The organism is Pseudomonas alkylphenolica, assembly GCF_016009175.1.
Taxonomy (GTDB): Bacteria; Pseudomonadota; Gammaproteobacteria; order Pseudomonadales; family Pseudomonadaceae; genus Aquipseudomonas; species Aquipseudomonas alkylphenolica_B.
Window position 1 is genome coordinate 92,430 of the sequence record NZ_JADUCM010000009.1, and the last position, 19,770, is coordinate 112,199.

22 protein-coding genes are annotated in these 19,770 nt (G+C 60.4%); 9 read left to right on the forward strand and 13 right to left on the reverse strand.

The window, feature by feature from the left end; all coding sequences use genetic code 11:
* Window positions 1-2 precede the first annotated feature (2 nt).
* The 4 genes from I5S59_RS10890 to I5S59_RS10905 all read right to left on the reverse strand — a co-directional run bounded on the left by I5S59_RS10890 (window position 3) and on the right by I5S59_RS10905 (window position 2,450).
* Complete coding sequence (locus tag I5S59_RS10890) at window positions 3-539, reverse strand: DUF2589 domain-containing protein (RefSeq protein WP_197876665.1); 537 nt, start codon at window positions 537-539, stop codon at window positions 3-5.
* Window positions 540-662: 123 nt separating this feature from the next.
* Complete coding sequence (locus I5S59_RS10895) at window positions 663-1,310, reverse strand: DUF2589 domain-containing protein (RefSeq protein ID WP_197876611.1); 648 nt, start codon at window positions 1,308-1,310, stop codon at window positions 663-665.
* 67 nt (window positions 1,311-1,377) lie between these two features.
* Window positions 1,378-1,770 (reverse strand): Mor transcription activator family protein, encoded by a 393-nt coding sequence (locus tag I5S59_RS10900; protein WP_197876612.1) that lies wholly within the window; start codon window positions 1,768-1,770, stop codon window positions 1,378-1,380.
* A 218-nt stretch (window positions 1,771-1,988) separates the two neighbouring features.
* Complete coding sequence (locus I5S59_RS10905) at window positions 1,989-2,450, reverse strand: hypothetical protein (RefSeq protein ID WP_232239693.1); 462 nt, start codon at window positions 2,448-2,450, stop codon at window positions 1,989-1,991.
* Between the two features lie 157 nt (window positions 2,451-2,607).
* On the opposite strand from I5S59_RS10905, the gene I5S59_RS10910 reads away from it, so the two are divergent.
* On the forward strand, window positions 2,608-2,796 hold the full coding sequence (locus I5S59_RS10910; protein WP_197876613.1) for a hypothetical protein: 189 nt from the start codon (window positions 2,608-2,610) through the stop codon (window positions 2,794-2,796).
* Window positions 2,797-2,832: 36 nt separating this feature from the next.
* Here the strand turns inward: I5S59_RS10910 and I5S59_RS10915 are convergent, their stop codons facing one another.
* Window positions 2,833-3,219 (reverse strand): fe2+ zn2+ uptake regulation protein, encoded by a 387-nt coding sequence (locus tag I5S59_RS10915; RefSeq protein WP_197876614.1) that lies wholly within the window; start codon window positions 3,217-3,219, stop codon window positions 2,833-2,835.
* A 210-nt stretch (window positions 3,220-3,429) separates the two neighbouring features.
* On the opposite strand from I5S59_RS10915, the gene I5S59_RS10920 reads away from it, so the two are divergent.
* On the forward strand, window positions 3,430-5,739 hold the full coding sequence (locus I5S59_RS10920) for an acylase (protein WP_197876615.1): 2,310 nt from the start codon (window positions 3,430-3,432) through the stop codon (window positions 5,737-5,739).
* Window positions 5,740-5,773: 34 nt separating this feature from the next.
* On the opposite strand, the gene yegQ is transcribed toward I5S59_RS10920, so the two are convergent.
* Window positions 5,774-7,093: a tRNA 5-hydroxyuridine modification protein YegQ gene (yegQ, locus tag I5S59_RS10925; protein ID WP_197876616.1), complete on the reverse strand. Its 1,320-nt coding sequence runs from the start codon at window positions 7,091-7,093 to the stop codon at window positions 5,774-5,776.
* A gap of 273 nt (window positions 7,094-7,366) precedes the next feature.
* Between yegQ and I5S59_RS10930 the strand changes: the two genes are divergently transcribed.
* The 3 genes from I5S59_RS10930 to I5S59_RS10940 all read left to right on the forward strand — a co-directional run bounded on the left by I5S59_RS10930 (window position 7,367) and on the right by I5S59_RS10940 (window position 9,659).
* Window positions 7,367-8,113, forward strand: coding sequence for a helix-turn-helix domain-containing protein (locus I5S59_RS10930; RefSeq protein ID WP_197876617.1), 747 nt, complete (start codon window positions 7,367-7,369; stop codon window positions 8,111-8,113).
* Between the two features lie 9 nt (window positions 8,114-8,122).
* Window positions 8,123-8,509 (forward strand): hypothetical protein, encoded by a 387-nt coding sequence (locus tag I5S59_RS10935; RefSeq protein ID WP_197876618.1) that lies wholly within the window; start codon window positions 8,123-8,125, stop codon window positions 8,507-8,509.
* Window positions 8,510-8,594: 85 nt separating this feature from the next.
* Window positions 8,595-9,659, forward strand: coding sequence for an AI-2E family transporter (locus I5S59_RS10940; protein WP_197876619.1), 1,065 nt, complete (start codon window positions 8,595-8,597; stop codon window positions 9,657-9,659).
* Here the strand turns inward: I5S59_RS10940 and I5S59_RS10945 are convergent.
* Entirely contained in the window at window positions 9,656-11,719 is a 2,064-nt protein-coding gene (locus I5S59_RS10945; protein ID WP_197876620.1) for a TonB-dependent receptor family protein, read from the reverse strand. The genes I5S59_RS10940 and I5S59_RS10945 overlap by 4 nt on opposite strands.
* Before the next feature lie 226 nt (window positions 11,720-11,945).
* On the opposite strand from I5S59_RS10945, the gene I5S59_RS10950 reads away from it, so the two are divergent.
* Genes I5S59_RS10950 through I5S59_RS10960 form a run of 3 tightly spaced genes read left to right on the forward strand, consistent with a single transcriptional unit; the run spans window position 11,946 to window position 12,959 of the window.
* Window positions 11,946-12,209 carry a helix-turn-helix domain-containing protein gene (locus I5S59_RS10950; RefSeq protein ID WP_197876621.1) on the forward strand — a complete coding sequence of 88 codons (264 nt, stop codon included), beginning with the start codon at window positions 11,946-11,948 and terminating at the stop codon, window positions 12,207-12,209.
* Between the two features lie 35 nt (window positions 12,210-12,244).
* Window positions 12,245-12,613 carry a head completion/stabilization protein gene (locus tag I5S59_RS10955; protein WP_197876622.1) on the forward strand — a complete coding sequence of 123 codons (369 nt, stop codon included), beginning with the start codon at window positions 12,245-12,247 and terminating at the stop codon, window positions 12,611-12,613.
* Window positions 12,606-12,959 carry a putative holin gene (locus I5S59_RS10960; protein WP_197876623.1) on the forward strand — a complete coding sequence of 118 codons (354 nt, stop codon included), beginning with the start codon at window positions 12,606-12,608 and terminating at the stop codon, window positions 12,957-12,959. The genes I5S59_RS10955 and I5S59_RS10960 overlap by 8 nt, the downstream gene beginning before the upstream one ends.
* A gap of 12 nt (window positions 12,960-12,971) precedes the next feature.
* On the opposite strand, the gene I5S59_RS10965 is transcribed toward I5S59_RS10960, so the two are convergent.
* A complete protein-coding gene (locus tag I5S59_RS10965; RefSeq protein WP_197876624.1) occupies window positions 12,972-13,385 on the reverse strand; it encodes a helix-turn-helix domain-containing protein in 414 nt (137 codons plus the stop codon).
* A 269-nt stretch (window positions 13,386-13,654) separates the two neighbouring features.
* On the opposite strand from I5S59_RS10965, the gene I5S59_RS26440 reads away from it, so the two are divergent.
* The gene (locus tag I5S59_RS26440; protein ID WP_197876625.1) at window positions 13,655-13,990 is read left to right on the forward strand and encodes an ogr/Delta-like zinc finger family protein; all 336 of its coding nucleotides are present in this window, start codon (window positions 13,655-13,657) and stop codon (window positions 13,988-13,990) included.
* A gap of 61 nt (window positions 13,991-14,051) precedes the next feature.
* Here I5S59_RS26440 and nuoN read toward each other — a convergent pair whose 3' ends face one another.
* From nuoN to nuoJ, 5 genes are read right to left on the reverse strand one after another with little or no spacing between them, the layout of a single operon-like run.
* Window positions 14,052-15,521, reverse strand: a complete 1,470-nt coding sequence (gene nuoN, locus I5S59_RS10975) for an NADH-quinone oxidoreductase subunit NuoN (protein ID WP_128324636.1) — start codon at window positions 15,519-15,521, stop codon at window positions 14,052-14,054.
* A gap of 7 nt (window positions 15,522-15,528) precedes the next feature.
* Window positions 15,529-17,061, reverse strand: coding sequence for an NADH-quinone oxidoreductase subunit M (gene nuoM, locus I5S59_RS10980; protein ID WP_197876626.1), 1,533 nt, complete (start codon window positions 17,059-17,061; stop codon window positions 15,529-15,531).
* A 39-nt stretch (window positions 17,062-17,100) separates the two neighbouring features.
* Entirely contained in the window at window positions 17,101-18,954 is a 1,854-nt protein-coding gene (nuoL, locus tag I5S59_RS10985) for an NADH-quinone oxidoreductase subunit L (RefSeq protein WP_128324638.1), read from the reverse strand.
* On the reverse strand, window positions 18,951-19,259 hold the full coding sequence (nuoK, locus tag I5S59_RS10990) for an NADH-quinone oxidoreductase subunit NuoK (protein WP_028944232.1): 309 nt from the start codon (window positions 19,257-19,259) through the stop codon (window positions 18,951-18,953). Before nuoK ends, nuoL begins: the two co-directional genes overlap by 4 nt.
* A gap of 4 nt (window positions 19,260-19,263) precedes the next feature.
* The gene (gene nuoJ / locus I5S59_RS10995; RefSeq protein ID WP_128324639.1) at window positions 19,264-19,764 is read right to left on the reverse strand and encodes an NADH-quinone oxidoreductase subunit J; all 501 of its coding nucleotides are present in this window, start codon (window positions 19,762-19,764) and stop codon (window positions 19,264-19,266) included.
* Between the last annotated feature and the right edge of the window lie 6 nt (window positions 19,765-19,770).

A 19,770-nucleotide genomic window follows, 5' to 3' on the forward strand; every position in this document is an offset into this window, starting at 1 on the left:
CGTTACCCACCGCGCACGGTCGCCGCTTCGATGAATTCGTTGCTGTCGGCCGGGGGCGGAGGTGGGTCAGGCAGGCGCCGCGGGCTGATCAGGTTGGTGTATTCCTCGATCAGACGGTTGAGGGCTTCAGGCGGGTCACAAGCCTGAAACTGCATGCGGATCTGCACCTCATCAGGGTCGCGGGCATCACCGCTGCGCTTGTTTTGCCCGCCGACGGTCACGTAGAAGCGCTCGCGCTGCAGGTCCTCGCTGGCCGGGGTGGTTTCAGTGTTCTGGATTCTCACCGACAGATCGACCTGCATGCGCTCCAGTGCCAGTCCCCGCGGTGAAACCAGGGCAATCAACGGCACCTGCATGGTGTGCTGATCGTCCATCGCCACTTCGACCATCTTGGCCTTCATGGGGGTGCCCAGCGCCTGGGCATCGTAGTCGAAGAACTGGTCGAACAGCTTGATGTACTGTTGGGCAATCAGCTGGTTGGTAGCGGCGGCAGCTTCCTGCAGGCCCCGGGTGATGTCGCACAGGTCACTGGCGGTTATGGGGGCGTTGTTCGCGGCGGGATGATCCAAGGGTTCCTGCTCCTTAGGGGGCGAGCCAAGGGCCTCTCATGCGCGAGAGGCCGGGTGTCTGGCAGTGAGGCGTGTTGAAGCAGCGGGCGAAAGTTATGGGGTGTTGGCGCTACTGTCCGCTTCGTCGGGCATCGGCAAGACCGACGGCGGCAGTGCGTCAATGTTCTGCGTGGTGGTATCACTCATCATGACCGGTTTGGTGGCTGCGTCGGTCAGGAAGTCGATGACGCGCATCAAGGCTTCCGGTGGATCCTGACGACGTACCTTGGTGTTGAACGCGTACCTTGCGCGCGTGTCGGTCTTGCGGGTCTGACTGGACTTGTGGCTGACCTGGCCTTTGATATCCAGCTTGAACGCCCCCCAGCCCAGCGAGGCGCCGAAGCTCGCTTCACCCCCTGTTTCGCTGGTGCTTTCGGCTTGCTGGCTGATGGTCAGCTCGAATTCGATGGTGCCTTCTTCAATAACGATGTTGGGGTGGGCAATGGCTGCCAGCAGAGGAATCTGCATCTTCTTGGCGACCGTACCCTTGTAGACGCCTTGCTCATCAGTGAGGGTTTCGTCGTAGTCGAACTGGATGGCAACAGCTTTACCGTCCTGGATGCAAACCCCCATCAGGAAGTCGGCATAGGACTTGCTCGCGGTGACTTGCGCTTGAATCATCGCCTGCAGGGGGCCGGAGATCATCCGGTCCAGTGGCAGCGCATTCATTACAGAGCCAATCAGGCTGGTATCGATGGTCATGGAGTAGTCCCTTGTGTTGAGTGCACGTCATTGTGCGGGTGGTGAAATTGACGTCGCGTTGTCCGGATCAGATGAGGCCGGCGCGAGCGCACGACTCCTGCCGGCGGATATTGCCGATCTGGCGCAGGCTCAATCCGTACTTGTCGGCGAGCATGCTGCGCGACAGGCCTTCGGCACTTTCCTGCTGTATTTGCTGATTGCGCAGCTGACGCAGAAAATGATCGGCCTTGGGGATCTCAAGGGCCATGCCGGCGAAGCGCTTGATCAGTGCGTCCAGGGCCGCTGGCGGAAGTACGTTGGCGAGGGCGGTACGTTCACGGTGTTTGGGAATGTACTTGGGGCGTCCGCCAAAGGCGCAGGTCAGGTGGTAGGCGTTCTCAATACCCAGGCATTCGATCAGCATCTGCAGTGAATGAGGCAGTTGATGAATATCGATACGGTCGAGCTCATGCAGTTCCATGAAGACATCCTTGTAGGTGTTGGCTTGACAACGTCATGGTTGAATATTCAGAACGGTTCCGACAGGCAGCAAGCGCGGCACGGGCGGTGGGCATCGGGCACTCGGTATGTAGGCAGTGCGCGTCAAGCAGATAGGACTATTAGGGAAGATTCGACGTAACTCGTTGATTTTGTGTGCAGGGTGCAAGGGTGAAGGTGGCCAGGTTTGGCCACCCATGTTCATTGGCAAGGGCGGGTCAGCAGCAAGCTGATTTGTCCGAGCCAGGGGGTGGGCCGGTTCACCGCATGTTCTGGCAGCGTGCGCCAGTCAACCCAGAGGCAGATGGCCGTGTAGGAGGTATTGCCCTGCTTGCCCACGGTCTGGGGTGAAAAATCCCGGCGATACATTGCCTGTGTCTGATTGTGCGGTTGTGTCTGGTCGGGTTGTGACAAAGTCAGTCGCAGCGAATCGATCAGTTGCGGGGGAGCAAGGCTGAAATAGGGAACATCTGGATTCTCAAGCAGGTGCCCGGCTTGCCGTGAACGTTGCCAGAGCTGTTGCCATTGGCTGGCCCCTGCATGTTCGGCGAGTTGCCTGCCCAGGGCCAGGTGTTGCTCTGGAGACAGTGTGGTGGTGGGAAGCGCCTGGGCCTGCAAGGCGACCATCAAGGTGATGCAGCTAACGATGCGTAAGATGAACATGGCGTGGGTCCTTTCGTCGGGGGGATCACCCGGGACGCCATGGTTTCAGGAGGCAGGGGGCTGCAAAAGGAGGAAATTGTCCGCCCGCGGCAAAGCAGCGTTGTATGATACGCCCGGGCTGTTGTGGCCCTTTCCCCGATGTTGCAAGGAACTATCAATGACTCAAGGTCAACGCCTGAAATATTCCATTCTGATCTCCCTGCTGGTGCTGGGGATCATGCTCGGCCTGTCTTACCTGCAAAAGCAGGGCATTATCACTGAGCAAGTGTTCCAGTACGTCGCAATTGGCGTCGCCATCGTTGTTGTGGTGGTCAACGGCATCATGCGTCGCAAGGTCAAGGTCTGAGACCCTCTGCACGGCCGGCATGTACCGGCCTGCTGCCTAGCGTGGGCAGGCGTGCGCGAGGATGCTGCGGGCCTCGGGGTTGAGGCTGTAGCATTTGTCGCTGCCCAGGCTGATCACACCTTCGGCGCACAAGCGCTTGAGCACTTCGCGAACGCTCAGGAACGACAGCGGAATATCCAGCTGTTCAAGCTGGCTATGGACGCCACGCACGCCGATGGTGCGGCCGTTCTTGTCGGCCGTATGCAGGGCATCGATGACTTTCAGGCGTATCAGGCTGGTGCGCAGCCCATACGATTTGAGTAGTTCGCGAATGTGCTCGTTACCTGGACGCTCGCTGTCGGCGGCATCGCTTTTAGCTGCCGGTGCCGGCTGAGCCTTGCGCACGGGCCTGTCGATGATCGCCGTGTGTTGCTGGTTAAACATGTGAACACTCCCTTTCGTGGTCAGTCCAGATACCGATTTATTCACGCCTGTACCCTATAAGACGAATGAGCAGGGCAAAACTGCAGTACCTGGCGAAAAAAAATTGCGCCACTCAGGTAAAGACGTATTGCAACGGCATATTCCGTAAATTTATTCCCCGGGTTTCGTTCAATCAGGATCAACCGTTCCCTGATCAGAGCAGGAGTACCCGTGATCTCACCCCGTCCGTTGGCGAGCGTCTGTCTGGCTGGACTGCTCATTGGCCTGAGCGGTAGCGCCCAGGGCCGTGTTGCACCTGGCGATGCCAGTGCCGAAATCCGTCGTACCAGTTTTGGTGTTCCGCACATCCTCGCCCGCGACGAGCAAGGGCTGGGCTATGGCATCGGCTACGCCTACGGCCAGGACAACCTGTGCCTGCTGGCCAACGAAGTGGTTACCGTCAATGCCGAACGGTCGCGGTACTTTGGCCCCGATCAGCTCACGCTCGAGCAGCGCAAGAATATCGCCAGCGATCTGTTTTTCAGCTGGCTCAATACGCCCGCCGAGGTGTTCGGTTTCTGGCAGGCGCAGCCCGCACCGGTGCGGGCCTTGCTTGATGGCTATGCCAAGGGATACAACCGCGCACGGGCCGAGCGCGTGGCCCAAGGGCAAGGCGCACAGTGCCTGCAAGCGCCGTGGTTGCGGCCGATCACAGCGCTGGATCTGGTCAAGCTGACACGACGCCTGTTGGTTGAGGGGGGAGTAGGGCAGTTTGCCGAGGCGCTGGCGGCGGCCGCGCCGCCCACAGCCGTTGCCGGGCTTGAGTTCGACATGAGCGTGGCCCAGGCACAGCAGGACAATTTTTCCCTTGAACGCGGCAGCAATGCAGTCGCCGTTGGCCGTGAGCGTTCGGCCAGCGGGCGTGGCATGTTGCTGGCAAACCCGCACTTCCCTTGGTCAGGCGGCATGCGTTTTTACCAGATGCAACTGACCATACCGGGCAAGCTGGATGTGATGGGCGCGGCGTTGCCGGGGTTGCCGTTGATCAATATCGGGTTCAACCGCCACCTGGCCTGGACGCATACCGTGGATACCTCCAGGCATTTCACCCTTTACCGGCTTGAACTCGACCCAAAGGATCCGGCGCGCTACCTGCTTGATGGCAAATCTGTACCGTTGACCCGCCAGCAACTGACAGTGACCGTCAAAGGGGAGGATGGCACGCTCAAGCCGGTTACCCGCGAAGTGTACAGCTCGGTATTCGGGCCCGTGGTGCAATGGCCAGGACGCCTGGACTGGAACAGGCAGCATGCCTTCAGCCTGCGCGATGCCAACCTGGCCAACACCCGCGTGCTGCAGCAGTGGTACAGCATGAATCAGGCTGACAGCCTGAAGGCCATGCAGGATTCGGTTCAGCGCCTGCAGGGTATTCCCTGGGTCAACACCCTGGCCGTCGATGCGCAAGGGCAAACCCTGTACTTGAACCAGTCGGTTGTGCCCTACGTGGATGCCTCGATGCTCGCCCGATGCGGTGACCCGGCTGCCGGGCAGGAGATGGTGGTTCTCGACGGCTCGCGCAGCGCCTGTAACTGGAAAGTGGATGCCCGTGCGGCACAGCCGGGGATCTTCCCGACACAGTTGCAACCTAGCCTGAGCCGTAAGGATTTCATTCAACACGCCAACGACTCGGCGTGGATGGTGAACCCGGCGCAGCCCCTGCGCGGCTTCTCGCCCCTGATCAGTCGTGAGGACCAGCCACTGGGTGCGCGCAGCCGCTATGCGCTGCAGCGTCTTGCTGGCAATGACAAACTGACAGGCGCCGATCTGCAGCAAATGGTGATGGGCAATCAGGTCTACCTGGCCGAACTGCTGATGCCCGATGTGTTGCAATGGTGTGGTATTCAGCCGCACGACACGACATTGGCCGGGCTCTGCACCAGCCTCAAGGCCTGGAACCTGCGTGCCGACCTGGACAGCGGCATCGGCTGGGTGCATTTCCAGAACATTTTGCAGAGCCTGCTCAAGCGCAGCGATATCTGGCGTGTTGGCTTTGATCCGGCCGATCCGCAGCACACCCCACGCGGGCTGGCGGTCGAACGCCCCGAAGTGGCCGAGGCATTGAACCTGGCGGCGCAGGCTTCGCTGGCGGCGGTGAAGCAGGCCGGGCTGGCGGACGACGTACGCTGGGAGCAGATCCAGCAAGCGTCGGACGGCACGCCCATCCATGGCGGGCCGGCGAGCCTTGGCGTTTACAACGCCATCCAGAGCGTGCCGAGTGGGGCCGGCAAACGACAAGTGGTCAGCGGCACCAGCTACCTGCAAGTGGTGACCTTCGAGGCCAACGGGCCGCAAGCCCGGGGCCTGCTGGCGTTCTCGCAGTCCAGTGAGGCGCAGTCGCCGCATGGCGGTGACCAGACGCGGGCGTTTTCGGCCAAGCAATGGCACCTGATGCCCTTCACCGAGGCGCAAATCAAGGCGGACCCGCAGTACCGTGTGCAGGTGATTCGCGAGGCCGCATCAGTGGCTGACGCGGCACGATGATACAAGGGGCCTGCTGCAGACCGGCCCCGAACAGTCAGGCAATCAGTTCTCTGAGCAACAGCCCGAACGCCAGGTCGACCTGCTCAGGGATGGGCAGATAGACCGTATGCCCATCACCGGGCGCCACTTCGATGGCCGCACCCTGACGGTCGCGCAACTGGTGCAGGTCGAAGTGGTAGTTACCGCGCGGCGTCATCAGCTCCAGGTGATCGCCCAGGGCAAAGCGATTTTTCACCCGCACTTCAGCCAGTCCGTCGACACGCTTGCCTGTGAGTTCACCGACAAACTGCTGACGATCGGACACAGAATTGCCACGTTGATAATTCTGATACTCGTCATGCACATGCCGTCGCAGGAAGCCTTCGGTGTAACCGCGTTGGGCCAGTGACTCCAGGTTGAGCATCAGGCTGCGGTCGAACTCACGGCCAGCCACGGCATCGTCGATGGCCTGGCGATAGGCCTGGGTGGTGCGCGCGCAGTAGAAGTGCGACTTGGTCCGGCCTTCGATCTTCAGCGAGTGTACGCCTATGCGGGTCAGCCGTTCGACATGCTGGACGGCGCGCAGGTCTTTGGCGTTCATGATGTAGGTGCCGTGTTCATCCTCGAAGGCCGGCATGTCTTCATCGGGGCGATTGCTTTCCTGCAGCAGGAACACCTGGTCGGTGGGTGCGCCGATGCCCAGGGTGGGCTGCACTTCACGCACGATGTCGCCGCTGGCGTCTTCAGTGGCCGGTGTGGCGCTGTACTTCCAGCGGCAGGCATTGGTGCAACTGCCCTGGTTGGCATCGCGACGGTTGAGGTAGCCCGACAGCAGGCAGCGACCGGAATAGGCCATGCACAACGCACCATGCACGAAAACCTCGAGTTCCATCGCCGGCACTTGCTGGCGAATTTCTTCGATCTCTTCCAGCGACAGCTCGCGTGACAGGATCACCCGTGTCAGCCCCTGGCTGCGCCAGAATTCGACGCTCGCCCAGTTCACGGTATTGGCCTGGACGGAGAGGTGAATGGGCATCTGCGGGAAGTGCTGGCGCACCAGCATGATCAAACCCGGGTCCGACATGATCAGGGCATCCGGCGCCATCTCGATGACGGGGGCGAGGTCTTTGAGGAAGGTCTTGAGCTTGGCGTTGTGCGGGGCGATGTTGACCACCACGTAGAAACGTTTGCCCTGGCTTTGGGCTTCCTTGATCCCCAGCGCGAGATTGGCGTGGTCGAATTCGTTGTTGCGCACCCGCAGGCTGTAGCGTGGTTGCCCTGCATAAACGGCGTCGGCGCCATAGGCGAAGGCGTAACGCATGTTCTTCAGGGTGCCGGCTGGGGCGAGTAATTCAGGTTTGGCAAGCGGGGTCATGTTCGGGTCGCGGCTAAAGGCGCGGATGCTATCGACACTGCACGGCGGGCTTGTTGATCTGCATCAACTTCACGCGCTCTGCTGCCGGCTTTTGCGTGGGTTGCTGGTGGTTATGAGATTATTATTTATTCAATAAAATCAATGCTTTGATATGAAATGACGATTGTTGAGGGGTGTTTCAAGGTGGTGCGCGGGACACTGAACGGGTTGTTAAAGCGCGCCTGATTGAGACTGGTTCAGGCACATGGGTGTTATTCCATAAGGACCTGATAAATGTCGGAGCCCGTTAGGTTGCACGCTCACCGCCAGACGCAATGCAAGACCTGCCGACTGGCGCCGGTCTGCTTGCCCGGTTCAGTGAGTCACGAAGAAGTCGACATACTCGATGGCCTGGTCAAACACACCCGCTTGCTGAAAAAAGGGGAGTTCCTGTTTCGCCAGGGCGACAGTTTCAGCGCTATTTATTCGATTCGTTCCGGCGTGTTGAAGTCCGTAAGCCTGAGTGCAAACGGTCAGGAAAAGATCATCGCCCTGCATTTTCCAGGTGAGCTGATCGGCCTGTCGGGCATGGATTCTGACACCTATCTGGTCACGGTCCAGGCACTGGAAGTTACCGATGTCTGCGAGTTGCCTTTCGCCCCGCTCGATGAGCGCTTGATACGCTTGCCGCAAGTGCGCCGGCACCTCATGCGGACAATGAGCCGTGAAATTCGCAATACCCAGCAAATGACCCGGTTGCTCTCGAACAAGGCGGCTGATACGCGGGTCATCAGCTTGCTGGTCAACCTGTCGGCACGCTTTCGCAGCCTGGGTTATGCGGCCAATGAGTTGAACCTGAGCATTTCACGCAACGAGATTGGCAATTACCTGGGCCTGGCCTCGGAAACGGTCTCCCGGGTACTCACCCGTCTTCAGGACGACGGCTTGATCGAAGTGGAGGGCAAGGAGGTCCGCATTCTTGATGTGCTACCCGGCAAGAGCGGGTGCAACGTAGACAGCAGCGGGCTGAGCCCGCATTAAGGAACCTCAATGACCTTGACTCTATCGCACGGCACCTGGTCCGTCACAATCGCCAGGCCAACCGGTCCGGCCTTTCAAATGCAGTACCTCCTCACTGAACGTATCCCCATGGACACCACTTACCAGTGGAACCTGAAGGGGCAACGCTTGAGTGCCGTGAGCAACTGCACGTTCTCCTTTGCCAATCACAACGTGCCCAGCCCGTTTACCTGGAAACCCTCACTCGCTCAGTGCGCCTGGGAAGACGCAGCCAGCGCGCAGGCCCCCGAAAGTCTCCAGGATGCGGCCGAGAACAATGACGGTCAGCGCCATGTGCAGATTGAGCTGGTCGCGCAATTTTGTTGGGAAAGTGACCTGGCCATGGGGCAAGCCAGGGCGAACTGGCACGCGGGGTAAATGCTGCCGCAGGGGAATGTGCTGTGTCGGCGGCACTTTTTCCCCTGTGCTGCGCACTAATGTTGACAACGACATCGGTGCACACATGAACGAAACCGCCCTGCAGCACAAAGCCTTGATCCTGTTACTGGCCCTGGTGACCATTGCCTTCATCTGGATTCTGCTGCCGTTCTATGGCGCCGTGTTCTGGGCGGTGATCCTCGGGATCGTGTTTGCTCCACTGCAGCGGCGCTTGTTGTTGCGCCTGGGCTGGCGGCGCAACCTGGCAGCCGGGGCAACCCTGCTGGTGTGCCTGGTGATTGCCATCTTTCCGGTGATTGTCATCAGCACCTTGCTGGTGCAGGAAGGCGCGGCGCTGTACAGCAACATCGAAAGCGGTCATCTGGACATTGCCAGCTACCTGGAGCGCTTCAAGGACCTGCTTCCGGCCTTTGCACAGACGGGCCTGGAACGGATGGGCATGAGCGATCTGGAAGGCCTGCGTGACAAAATCGCCAAGGGCCTGATGCAGGGCAGCCAGTTCGTTGCGACTCAGGTGTTCAGCTTCGGCCAGGGCACGTTCGAGTTTGTGGTGAGCTTCGGCATCATGCTCTATCTGCTGTTCTTCTTTCTGCGCGACGGTGCCGAGCTTGCCCGCAAGGTGCGCGCGGCAGTACCGCTGGCCGAGCACCAGAAACGTCGCCTGCAATTGAAGTTCAACCGGGTGGTGCGCGCCACGGTCAAGGGCAACCTGGTGGTGGCCGTGACCCAGGGCACACTGGGCGGGATCATCTTCTGGGTACTCGACATTCCCAGTGCGCTGGTGTGGGGCGTCCTGATGGCGTTTCTTTCGTTACTCCCGGCCGTGGGCGCCGGCATCGTCTGGGCGCCGGTAGCGGCCTACTTCCTGTTGGCCGGAGCCTTCTGGCAGGGGATAGTGCTGACTGCGTTCGGCGTATTGGTCATCGGTCTGGTGGACAACCTGCTGCGCCCGATCCTGGTGGGCAAGGACACAAAAATGCCCGACTATCTGATTCTGATCTCGACACTGGGGGGGCTGGCGGTGTTCGGTTTGAACGGCTTCGTCATCGGGCCGTTGATCGCCGCGCTGTTCATGTCCAGCTGGGCGATCTTCGTGTCCACCAAACCCCAGGTGCAGTTGCCCGGTTAACGGAAACTGTAGGACACCCCGGCATACACCCCGAAACCTTCGCCAGGTGTCGAGTGGGCTACATCCTTGCCGTTATCGTTGTAGCCTGGCGTGACCGTGGCGGCATAGCGTTTGTTGGTCAGGTTGCGCAGGTCGAGCCAGGTCTGCCAGTCCTGTTTTGCCGAGTTGTAGCCCAGCGTTGCCCCAAGCAGGGCGTAGGCGTCGGTCGGGTAGCTATTGGCGTAGTCAACCTGGACTTTGGACGCCATCTGCGTGTTGATTCCGGCGTAAAGGCCACTCGGCAAATCGAAGCGCAGCTCGGCCTGGTAGTAGTGCATCGGGATGCCCGGCAGACGGTTGTCGCCGAAGGTATCGTCGTCGCGGTAGTGGAAGTCGCTGAAGGTGTAGGCCTGGCGCAGGGACAGTTTGCCCACACCCGCGTCTTCCCAGAGCAAGCTGTCCAGCCCCGCTTCGATACCTTGGTGCACCGTGGGGCTGGCGTTGAATTCCTTGGCCGGCAGTCCCTGTACGATCTCCACGGCCAGCAGCTCATGGCGCACGTCCGAGTAGTACCAGGCCAGGTCCCAGCGGCCGATGGAGGATTCACCGCGTGCGCCCAACTCCAGGGTGGTGGCAGTCTGGTTCTGCATTTCGATCGGCTGGGTGAAACTGGTCGAGCTCCAGATCAGCGACCAGGGGTGCGGCGGCTCTACCGAGCGGCTGAGGTTGCCATAGACCTGCAGCTGAGGGCTGATGTCGTAGCGCAGGCCCAGGCGCGGGGCGTAGTCCCAGTCGTGCTGGCTGACCTTGCCGCCATTGGCCGGATAGCTCACGTCGCTTTCGCGGCGGGTATAGATCATTGCCAGGCCGCTGGTCAGCCACAGGTCTGGTACCAGCTCGAGGTCGTTGCCTACGTGCAGCACGGTGTCCGAGCCCTGGTAGCTGAAGTCCCGGGTGCGGGCACCGGTGATGTCGTCTTTGCGTTCAAACTGCGAAGCGCCGCTGTTGGGCAGGTGCTTGGTGGTCCGCCAGCCCACCGTCGTCTTGGTTTCGTGCCCGAGCAGGGTGTCTGTGCGGAAATAATTCAGTGTCCCGCTGACGTCAGAATAGGCAACCTTGAGGCGCATCGGGCCTTCGCGCAGGTCCATCGGGTAGTCGTGATAAACCAGCCCGGTTTCCAGGCGTGAATCGTCGTCGAGGTAGAACGTGGTCTTGTTGCCCACCCAGGTGCTGCCCGGTTGCGGGCGGCTGTCATCGCGGGCCAGGTAGGCGGGGTTGGCGTCGCGTGGGTGGTGCTTGATCTGATCCTTGGTCAGACGCCCGGCCAGGTCATTCTCGGTTTCCCGATACCGCAGATAGAAACGGGTCTCCAGGTTCGGGTTGAAACGGTAACCGACATTGGCCGCGATGCCCTTGCTGCTGCCGCTGCTGTGGTCCTGGTAACCGTCATACTCGGAGTCGGTCAGTGCCACGTAGTAGTCCAGATCCCCCAGCACCTGGCCCGAACTGATCTGGCGCTTGGCGTAACCGCGGCTGCCGAGCTCATAGCGAACCTGCAAGGGCGCCGCATCGTAGCCGGTGTGGGTGATGTAATCGATGGCGCCGCCCAGGGCCAGCGCTCCTCTGTCGAAACCATTGGCGCCGCGCAGTACTTCCGCGCGGCTCAGCCACAAGGGTTCGAATAGCTCGTAGGGCGTACCGCCGGGACCGGTCAGCGGCAGGCCGTCGAACATCGTATAGACACCCGAACCATGCGCACCGGGTGCGCGGTTGATACCCGAGCCCCTGATCGACAACTTGATGCCGTCGTTGCCCGCCGATTGGGCAAATACGCCTGGCTGGTAGGCGAGGACGTCCTGATTGGTGGCCACCCGACCTTGTTCTACCCGCTGCATGTCCACCAGGTTGGTGGCGCCCGGTACCTGATGCAGGCGCTCCTGGGCAGTTTCCACTTCACTTTGCTGGCGGTCTTCGATCAGCACCTGGCCCAGCTCCAGCGGCGCAACCGTTTGTGCCTGGCTCACGGGAACGAACAACCCGAGGAGGCCAAGGGAGGAGGGGAAGAGTAAAGCGGGGCGCATCGCGGGACTCCAACGACAAAGGGACTGCAGAGATAGAGGGTCAGACGCCGCAAGGGCGGGGTAAAGCACGCGCCAGGGCGCTAAAAACCGCGTTAGCCGTTATCGCGTTGAATTGTGGTATGGCGCCGTACAAGTCACTTGGCTGGCGGCGTCGCAGTCGCTGTTCGTATCGTGGAAGCAACTCCCGAGCGGGAAAACTCCGCCGGAGAACTTCTGGAGATCAACCATGACATTGACCCCTGCTGCTACCTGCCCATCTGAGGCGTATGCCGATGGCACCAAGGCGCCCATCAAACTCACTTCACGCGAACAAGAGGTACTGCTGTGGTGCGCCTACGCCAAAAGCTCGTGGGAGATCGGGAGGATCCTTGGTTGCAAGGAGTCCACGGTGAACTTCCATATCAGCAACATCCTGCGCAAGTTCAACGTGAGCAACCGTGTCGCTGCGGTGGTCAAGGCCTTGCGCTACGGAATGCTACAGCACCTGTGACCTGGAGCGGTACTAATGAACGTGAGGAGCGTTTCATGCCAAGTAAAAACGATACAACTGAGCCGATCCGTCGACGCGACCTATTGGTGAGCGATGACCCGTTCTGGCCCAGTATCAGTCTGCTGAGGTTACGTCGGCAGCTGCTGCTTCCCCCTTCCGTCAGTGATGCGCGACTGGAAGTCGCCGCGCAGATAGCGGTGCGCAAGGCCGGCGGTGAATTCGCGCAATGGCGCCGCGTGCTCAGGGCACGTGGCTACAAGCGATTGCAGGACATGAAGGCGCATGGCCCATTGTCTTGTTGCTACGTACATGCGGTTGAGGCGTATGCGATCAAAGCGTTGCAGTACAACGTGCGGGTTATCGAGCGCCTTCGCGGTTTAGCGGGGAGACAGGTCGATGAGTGAGCCAACCAGTACCAGTTTACTAAGCCTGCTCGTTGGTTTGGGGCTCGCCACATCCGTACCGACGGTTGAGGGGGATATAGTGTTCGGCGCATTGCTGGGTGCCTGGCTGGTCACCAGTACGCGAAGCTTACTCAAGGCCTGGCAACGAATTGGAACGCTTTTTCTCTCGGCAGGTGTCGGGTATCTGTTCACGCCGCTGGTGGTGCAACTGGCGCCCTTTTTGTCAAATGGTGTCGCGGCATTCATTGCTGCAGTGGTGGTGATTCCGATCAGCATCAAGGTCATGATCTGGCTGGATACCGCGGACCTGCGCGATATTCTTCAGCGGCTGCGTAACGGTTCATGAAGTTGTCAGCGGTCAGGGGGTAATGTGCAATTGTTTGCTCAACGCCTCGACCTGACGCTCCAGCTGACGAATGTGTTGTTTTTCTTTGACTGCAATTGCAATCGCTTGTCGATCCAGTGGGCCCAATGTGCGCAGTTGATCGATCAGTTGAGTTTCCCAGTCCTCTGCCTGTTCGTTCGTGGCAGTTGCGTCGGGGTTACGAGTAAGCCAGCGCTGTGGGCCATTGCCAAGCAACAGCCAGTCCAGCGACACGTTGTAGTGCACGGCAAGGTCTATGCATAACGAGTAGGGCGTGCTGTTGCGTCCTTTCCAGGTGCTCAAGGTTTGCGGGCTGATCTTCAGCGCGTAAGACAATTCCGCATCCGTTGTTGTGCCGGTGATGAGTTTCATCCGACTCAGTACAGCAGCAAATCCATTTGTACTCATTTTGAGTAATCCATTGCGATAGTCTTATAATGTTCGACAAAATAATATTCGTTTTGAGTACTCGTTATTCGGAACATTAAGTGCAACTCATAAGGAAGTTATCGACCTATGGCAAATTCCGGGAGAAAAAGTAAAAAGTACTCTTTTCATTTCCACTTGAGCTTACGTCACAGTATGGAATGTATGAATTTGTACCGGATGATGAGGTTTTTTACTGAGAAAAGCGTGGAGTTTTTTCAATTGCTGATGTGCTTCAGCGGGAGGCGGTCGTGAGCACTTACAAATTGGTGTGCCCTCATTGCAAAAGCCGTATGCGCATTCGTACCAGTGAGGGGCGGCATATCTTCTTGCGTGTGGCCTACCTGCAATGCACGACCGAGGCATGCGGTTGGTCGGTGCGCGCCGAGTTTGAAATGACTCATGAACTGTCTCCCAGTGGCATGCCTGATCCCGCTGTTCGCCTGCCGTGTGCAGGGGGTGAACTGCGCCAGGCAGCACTGCGTGCGGAACCTGCGCCAAGCAGTTCGCTGAGCGAAAAACGCGGTGTTCGCCGAAAGGGCAATGCGGCCTCAGCCTCGCCTGCGCCGCAACTCAACAAAGCGTAGCCCCCATAACAGAACACCCCGCCGAAGCGGGGTGTTCTGTATGCCACAGCAGATCAGGCAATCAGCCGATCAGTTGCAAGCCGGCATGTTGAACCATGTCCAGCAACGGCTGCGGGTACACACCCAGGACGAAGGCCAGAATGGCAATCGCCAGCAGCATGACGCCACCGGTGCGCTGCTCCCAGTTCAGCGGAGCATCGTGACGGCGCAGGTTCGGCTCGATCAGGTACAGGGTGACCATGACGCGCAGGTAGTAGAACACGCCGATGGCGCTACCGATAACCAGCGCACCGACCAACCACCACAGTTGCGACTCAACGCCGGTGGCGATGATGTAGAACTTGCCGATGAAGCCTGCGGTCAGCGGGATACCGGCCAGCGACAGCATCATCACGGTCAGTACGGCGGTCAGGTACGGACGGCGCCAGAACAGGCCGCGGTATTCGTACAGGGCGTCAGCGTCACGGCCGTTGTACGGCGAGGACATCAGGGTGATTACACCGAAGGCACCCAGGCTGGTGATCACGTAGGTGACCAGGTATACGCCAATGGCTTCAACGGCCAGACCCTTGCTCGCCACCAGGGCAATCAGCAGGTAACCGAAGTGGGCGATGGACGAGTAACCGAGCAGACGCTTGAGGTTGCTCTGGGTCAGCGCCAGCAGGTTACCGATCAGGATCGAGGCTACGGCAATCACCGACAGCACGGTGGTCAGCACGCCGCTGCTGGCAGCAGGGGAGAGCATGAACAGGCGTACCACGACGGCGAACACGGCAACCTTGCTGGCAGTGGCCAGGAAGGCCGCGACAGGTGCCGGAGCACCTTCGTACACGTCCGGGGTCCACAGGTGGAAGGGTACCAGCGACAGTTTGAATGCCAGGCCGACCAGCATCATGCCCAGGCCCAGCTGTGCCAGCAGGCTTGGCATGTTGGTGGCGGCCAGCGCCTTGCCGATACCGTCGAAGCTCAGGCTGCCCGCGTCAGCGTACAGCAGGGCCATACCGAACAGCAGGAAAGCGGAACCGGCGGCCGACAGCACCATGTACTTGATGCCGGCTTCCAGCGAGCGTTTGTTGAAGAAGGCATAGGCGACCAGGCCGTACACCGGTACCGAGAGCAGCTCCAGGCCGATGAACAGGCCCGCCAGGTGCTGCGCGCTGACCAGTACCAGACCACCCAGGGCAGCCATCAGGATCAGCAGGTACAGTTCTTCGCGGTTGCCCGGGTAGCCTTTGCCGCCTTCACCCAGGTAGGCATGGGCGAGGGTAACGCAGGCCAGGGTGGCGACCAGGATCAGCGCCATGTACAGGCAGGCGAATTTGTCGATGGTCAGCAGCGGGGTGACTGCCAGCGGCACGACTTTCAGTACCGGCAGGATCGACAGCAGGGCCAGGTTCAGGCCTACCGTCGACAGCAGGAAGGTTTGCGAGTGGTTGCGGCGCCAGGCGATTGCCAGCATCACCACGACAACGGTGATGGTGGTTATCAGCAGCGGCGCAAGCGCGATAAAGTGTTGAATCGTCAGGTCCATAGCGCTCTTACCGGGCCGAAGCGAGTTGAGTGAAAGCGGAGCCGAGCCACTGCTGCACACCACTCATGGTGGCGGCGGAAGTGTCCAGGAACGGCTGCGGGTAGACGCCCAGCAGGATCAGCAGGCCGGCCAGGCCCAGTACCATGATCATTTCGCGGGAATCCATGCCAGCCAGGACTTCGTCCGACTTCGCCGGGCCGAAGTAGGCACGGTGAATCATGATCAGCGAGTAGACCGAACCGAACACCAGACCGGTGGTGGCGATGACGGTGACCCACGGCGAAGCCACGAAGCTGCCGATCAGGATCAGGAATTCGCCAACGAAGTTACCGGTGCCCGGCAGGCCCAGCGACGCCGCAGCGAAGAACAGGCTGATGGCCGGCAGGTAGGCGATGCGGTGCCACAGGCCACCCATCTGACGCATGTCACGGGTGTGCAGGCGCTCATACAGCTGGCCGCTGAGGATAAACAGTGCCGCTGCCGAGAGGCCGTGAGCCAGCATCTGGATCACCGCACCTTGCAGGGCTTGCTGGCTGCCGGAGTAGATGCCGATCAGCACGAAGCCCATGTGCGAAACGCTGGAGAACGCGATCAGACGCTTGATGTCGGTCTGGGCGAAAGCCAGGAACGCGCCGTAGAAAATCCCGATCAGACCGAGGGTCATGGCGATCGGCGCGAACTCGGCCGAAGCATTCGGGAACAACGGCAGGGCGAAGCGCAGCAGGCCGTAGGCAGCGGTTTTCAGCAAGATACCCGCCAGGTCAACAGAACCTGCGGTCGGTGCCTGGGCGTGTGCATCAGGCAGCCAGGAGTGGAACGGTACTACCGGCAGCTTGACCGCGAAGGCGATGAAGAAGCCGAGCATCAGTATGTATTCGGTGCCGGCCGGCAGTTCGGCCTTGAGCAACTGGGTGTAGTCGAAGGTGATCACACCGGTGTTGCTGTAGTTGACCAGTACCAGACCGAGGATCGCCACCAACATGATCAGGCCGCTGGCCTGGGTGAAGATGAAGAACTTGGTGGCGGCATAGATCCGGGTCTTCTTGCCGTCGGAGGAGCTGTGACCCCAGAGCGCGATGAGGAAATACATCGGCACCAGCATCATTTCCCAGAAGAAGAAGAACAGGAACAGGTCCAGGGCCAGGAACACACCGACCACGCCGCCCAGGATCCACATCAGGTTGAGGTGGAAGAAGCCGACGTGACGCTGGATCTCTTTCCAGGAGCACAGTACCGAAAGCACACCGAGCAGGCCGGTGAGCAGGATCATCAGCAGCGACAGGCCATCGAGGGCCAGGTGCAGGCTGATGCCGAAGCGCTCGATCCACAGCACTTTGAATTCGACCGCCCACTCAGGCGCAGCGCCTGGAGCAGGGGCCAGGGTGTAGTCCCCGTTGGCCCACAGCCAGAGGCCGATACCAAGCAGCAGGGACATGGTCAGCAGCGCAATCCAGCGTGGCAGGGTGGCGCCGAAGCGCTCACCCAGCCAGCACAGCAGGCCGCCGATAAAGGGGATCAGGATCAGCCAAGGCAAAATCATGACGGGCTCAATTCCTTTCGCAAAGTCGCAAGGTTCATATCAGACCGCAGCCATTACAACGGCGCCGAGTACAAGCACGGCACCTACGGCGATCGAAGCGGTGTACCAGCGCAGCTGACCGGTTTCGGTTTTGCTCATGGCGGCATGACCGCCTTTCGCCATACGCGGAATCAGGCCAATGGTGCGGTCAACCGGATCCTTGCGCAGGATGTGGGCGATCAGCAGGTAAGGTTTGACGAACAGCTTGTCGTAGATCCAGTCGAAGCCCCAGGCGGCGAACCACCAGGCCGACAGCACACGACCGATACCGCTGTTTGCAATCGCAGTCACCAGGCGACGCTTGCCGAGGAACAGCACGGCGGCGAGCAGGATGCCGGCGATGGCGATGGCGCCCGAGGCAATTTCCAGGCTGTGCTTGGCTTCACCACCGGCATGGCCGACGCTCTGCGGCAGCACGCCTGCCAGTGGTGGATGAATCCAGGCACCGACGAAGGTCGACAGCACGATCAGCACGCCCAGCGGCAGCCAGTGGGAAATCCCGTGGCCAGCATGGGCTTCGGTCTTGGCTTCGCCGTGGAAGGCGATGAAGATCAGGCGGAAGGTGTACAGCGAGGTCATGAAGGCACCGACCAGGCCGGCGTACAGCAGACCGTTGTTGCCGCTGGCGAAGGCTTCCCAGAGGATCTCGTCCTTGGAGTAGAAACCGGCGGTCAGCAGCGGCAGGGCAGCCAGGGCGGCACCACCGACGATGAAGCTGGCGTAGGCCAGTGGCAGTTTCTTCCACAGACCGCCCATCTTGAAGATGTTCTGCTCGTGGTGGCAGGCAACGATCACCGCACCGGAGGCAAGGAACAGCAGGGCCTTGAAGAAAGCGTGGGTCATCAGGTGGAAGATCGCGCCTTCCCAGGCACCTACGCCCAGGGCCAGGAACATGTAGCCGATCTGGCTCATGGTCGAGTAGGCGAGGATACGCTTGATGTCGGTCTGCACCAGGGCGGCGAAGCCGGCCAGCACCAGGGTCACACCGCCGACCACACCGACCAGGTGCAGCACGTCAGGGGCCAGGGCGAACAGGCCGTGGGTACGGGCGATCAGGTAGACACCGGCGGTCACCATGGTCGCGGCGTGGATCAGTGCCGAAACCGGGGTAGGGCCGGCCATCGCGTCCGCAAGCCAGGTCTGCAGCGGCAGCTGGGCGGATTTACCGACCGCACCACCGAGCAGCATCAGGGTCGCCAGAACCATCCAGAAATCACCGGCCTGGAACTTCTGCGGCGCCAGTACCAGCAGCTCTTGCACGTTCAGGGTGCCGAGCTGGGCGAACAGGATGAACAGGCCGATGGCCATGAACACGTCGCCGATACGGGTAACGATGAAGGCTTTGAGTGCGGCGTTACCGTTGTTGCGGTTGCTGTAGTAGAAACCGATCAACAGGTACGAGCACAGGCCTACGCCTTCCCAACCGAAGTAGATGAACAGCAGGTTGTCGCCCAGTACCAGGAACAGCATGCTGGCGATGAACAGGTTGGTGTAGGCGAAGAAACGCGAGTAACCGGTTTCACCGCGCATGTACCAGGAAGCGAACAGGTGGATCAGGAAGCCGACACCGGTGACCACACCGAGCATGGTGACCGACAGGCCATCCACGTACAGGGTGAAGTTCGGCGCAAAGCCGTCCACCGACATCCACTGCCACAGCAGCTGGCTGTACGCGCCGCCTTCCGGCGGTGCGACGTTGAACTGCCAGATCACGTAGGCAGCGGTGGCGGCCGAAAGGCCTACCGAGCCGACACCGACCAGCGCCGACAGGTTCTCGGACCAGCGGCCGCGCGAAAACGACAGCAGCAGGAAGCCGATCAGGGGGAATACGAACGTCAGGAAGATAAGGTTCATCCGCGCATCTCACTGGCAGCATCGATGTCGAGAGTGTGGAAGCGGCGATACAGCTGCAGCAGGATCGCCAGGCCGATACTGGCCTCGGCGGCTGCCAGGCTGATCACCAGGATGAACATGATCTGTCCATCCGGCTGCGCCCAACGGCTGCCCGCGACAATGAACGCCAGAGCCGAGGCGTTCATCATGATTTCCAGGCTCATCAGCACGAAAAGAATGTTGCGGCGCACCATCAGGCCGACAAGGCCGAGGCAGAACAGGATGCCGGCGACTGCCAGGCCATGCTCGAGAGGAATTGCAGGCATGTGATTACTCCTTCGCCTCGTTGCGGCCGAGGTGGAAAGCCGTCACCGCTGCAGCGAGCAGCAGCATCGAGGCCAGTTCCACCACCAGCAGGTAAGGACCATACAGGCTGATGCCGACTGCCTTGGCGTCGACCGTGGTGTGGCCGATGCCAGCACCGCTTTCATTGCTGAACAGCACGTACAGCAATTCGAGCAGCAGCAGCGCGGCGAGCACCACAGGACCCAGCCAGATACCCGGCTTGAGCCAGCCGCGCTCCTGGGCGACCGAAGCCGGCCCGAGGTTGAGCATCATCACCACGAAGACGAACAGCACCATGATGGCGCCAGCGTAGGCGATCACTTCCAGGACACCGGCGAACGGAGCGCCGAGGGCGAAGAACGTCATCGCCACGGAGATCAGCGAAATGATCAGGTAGAGCAGGGCGTGCACGGGGTTGGTGTTGGTGATCACCCGAAGGGTGGACACCACAGCGACACCGGATGCGAAATAGAAAGCGAATTCCATCTTTCT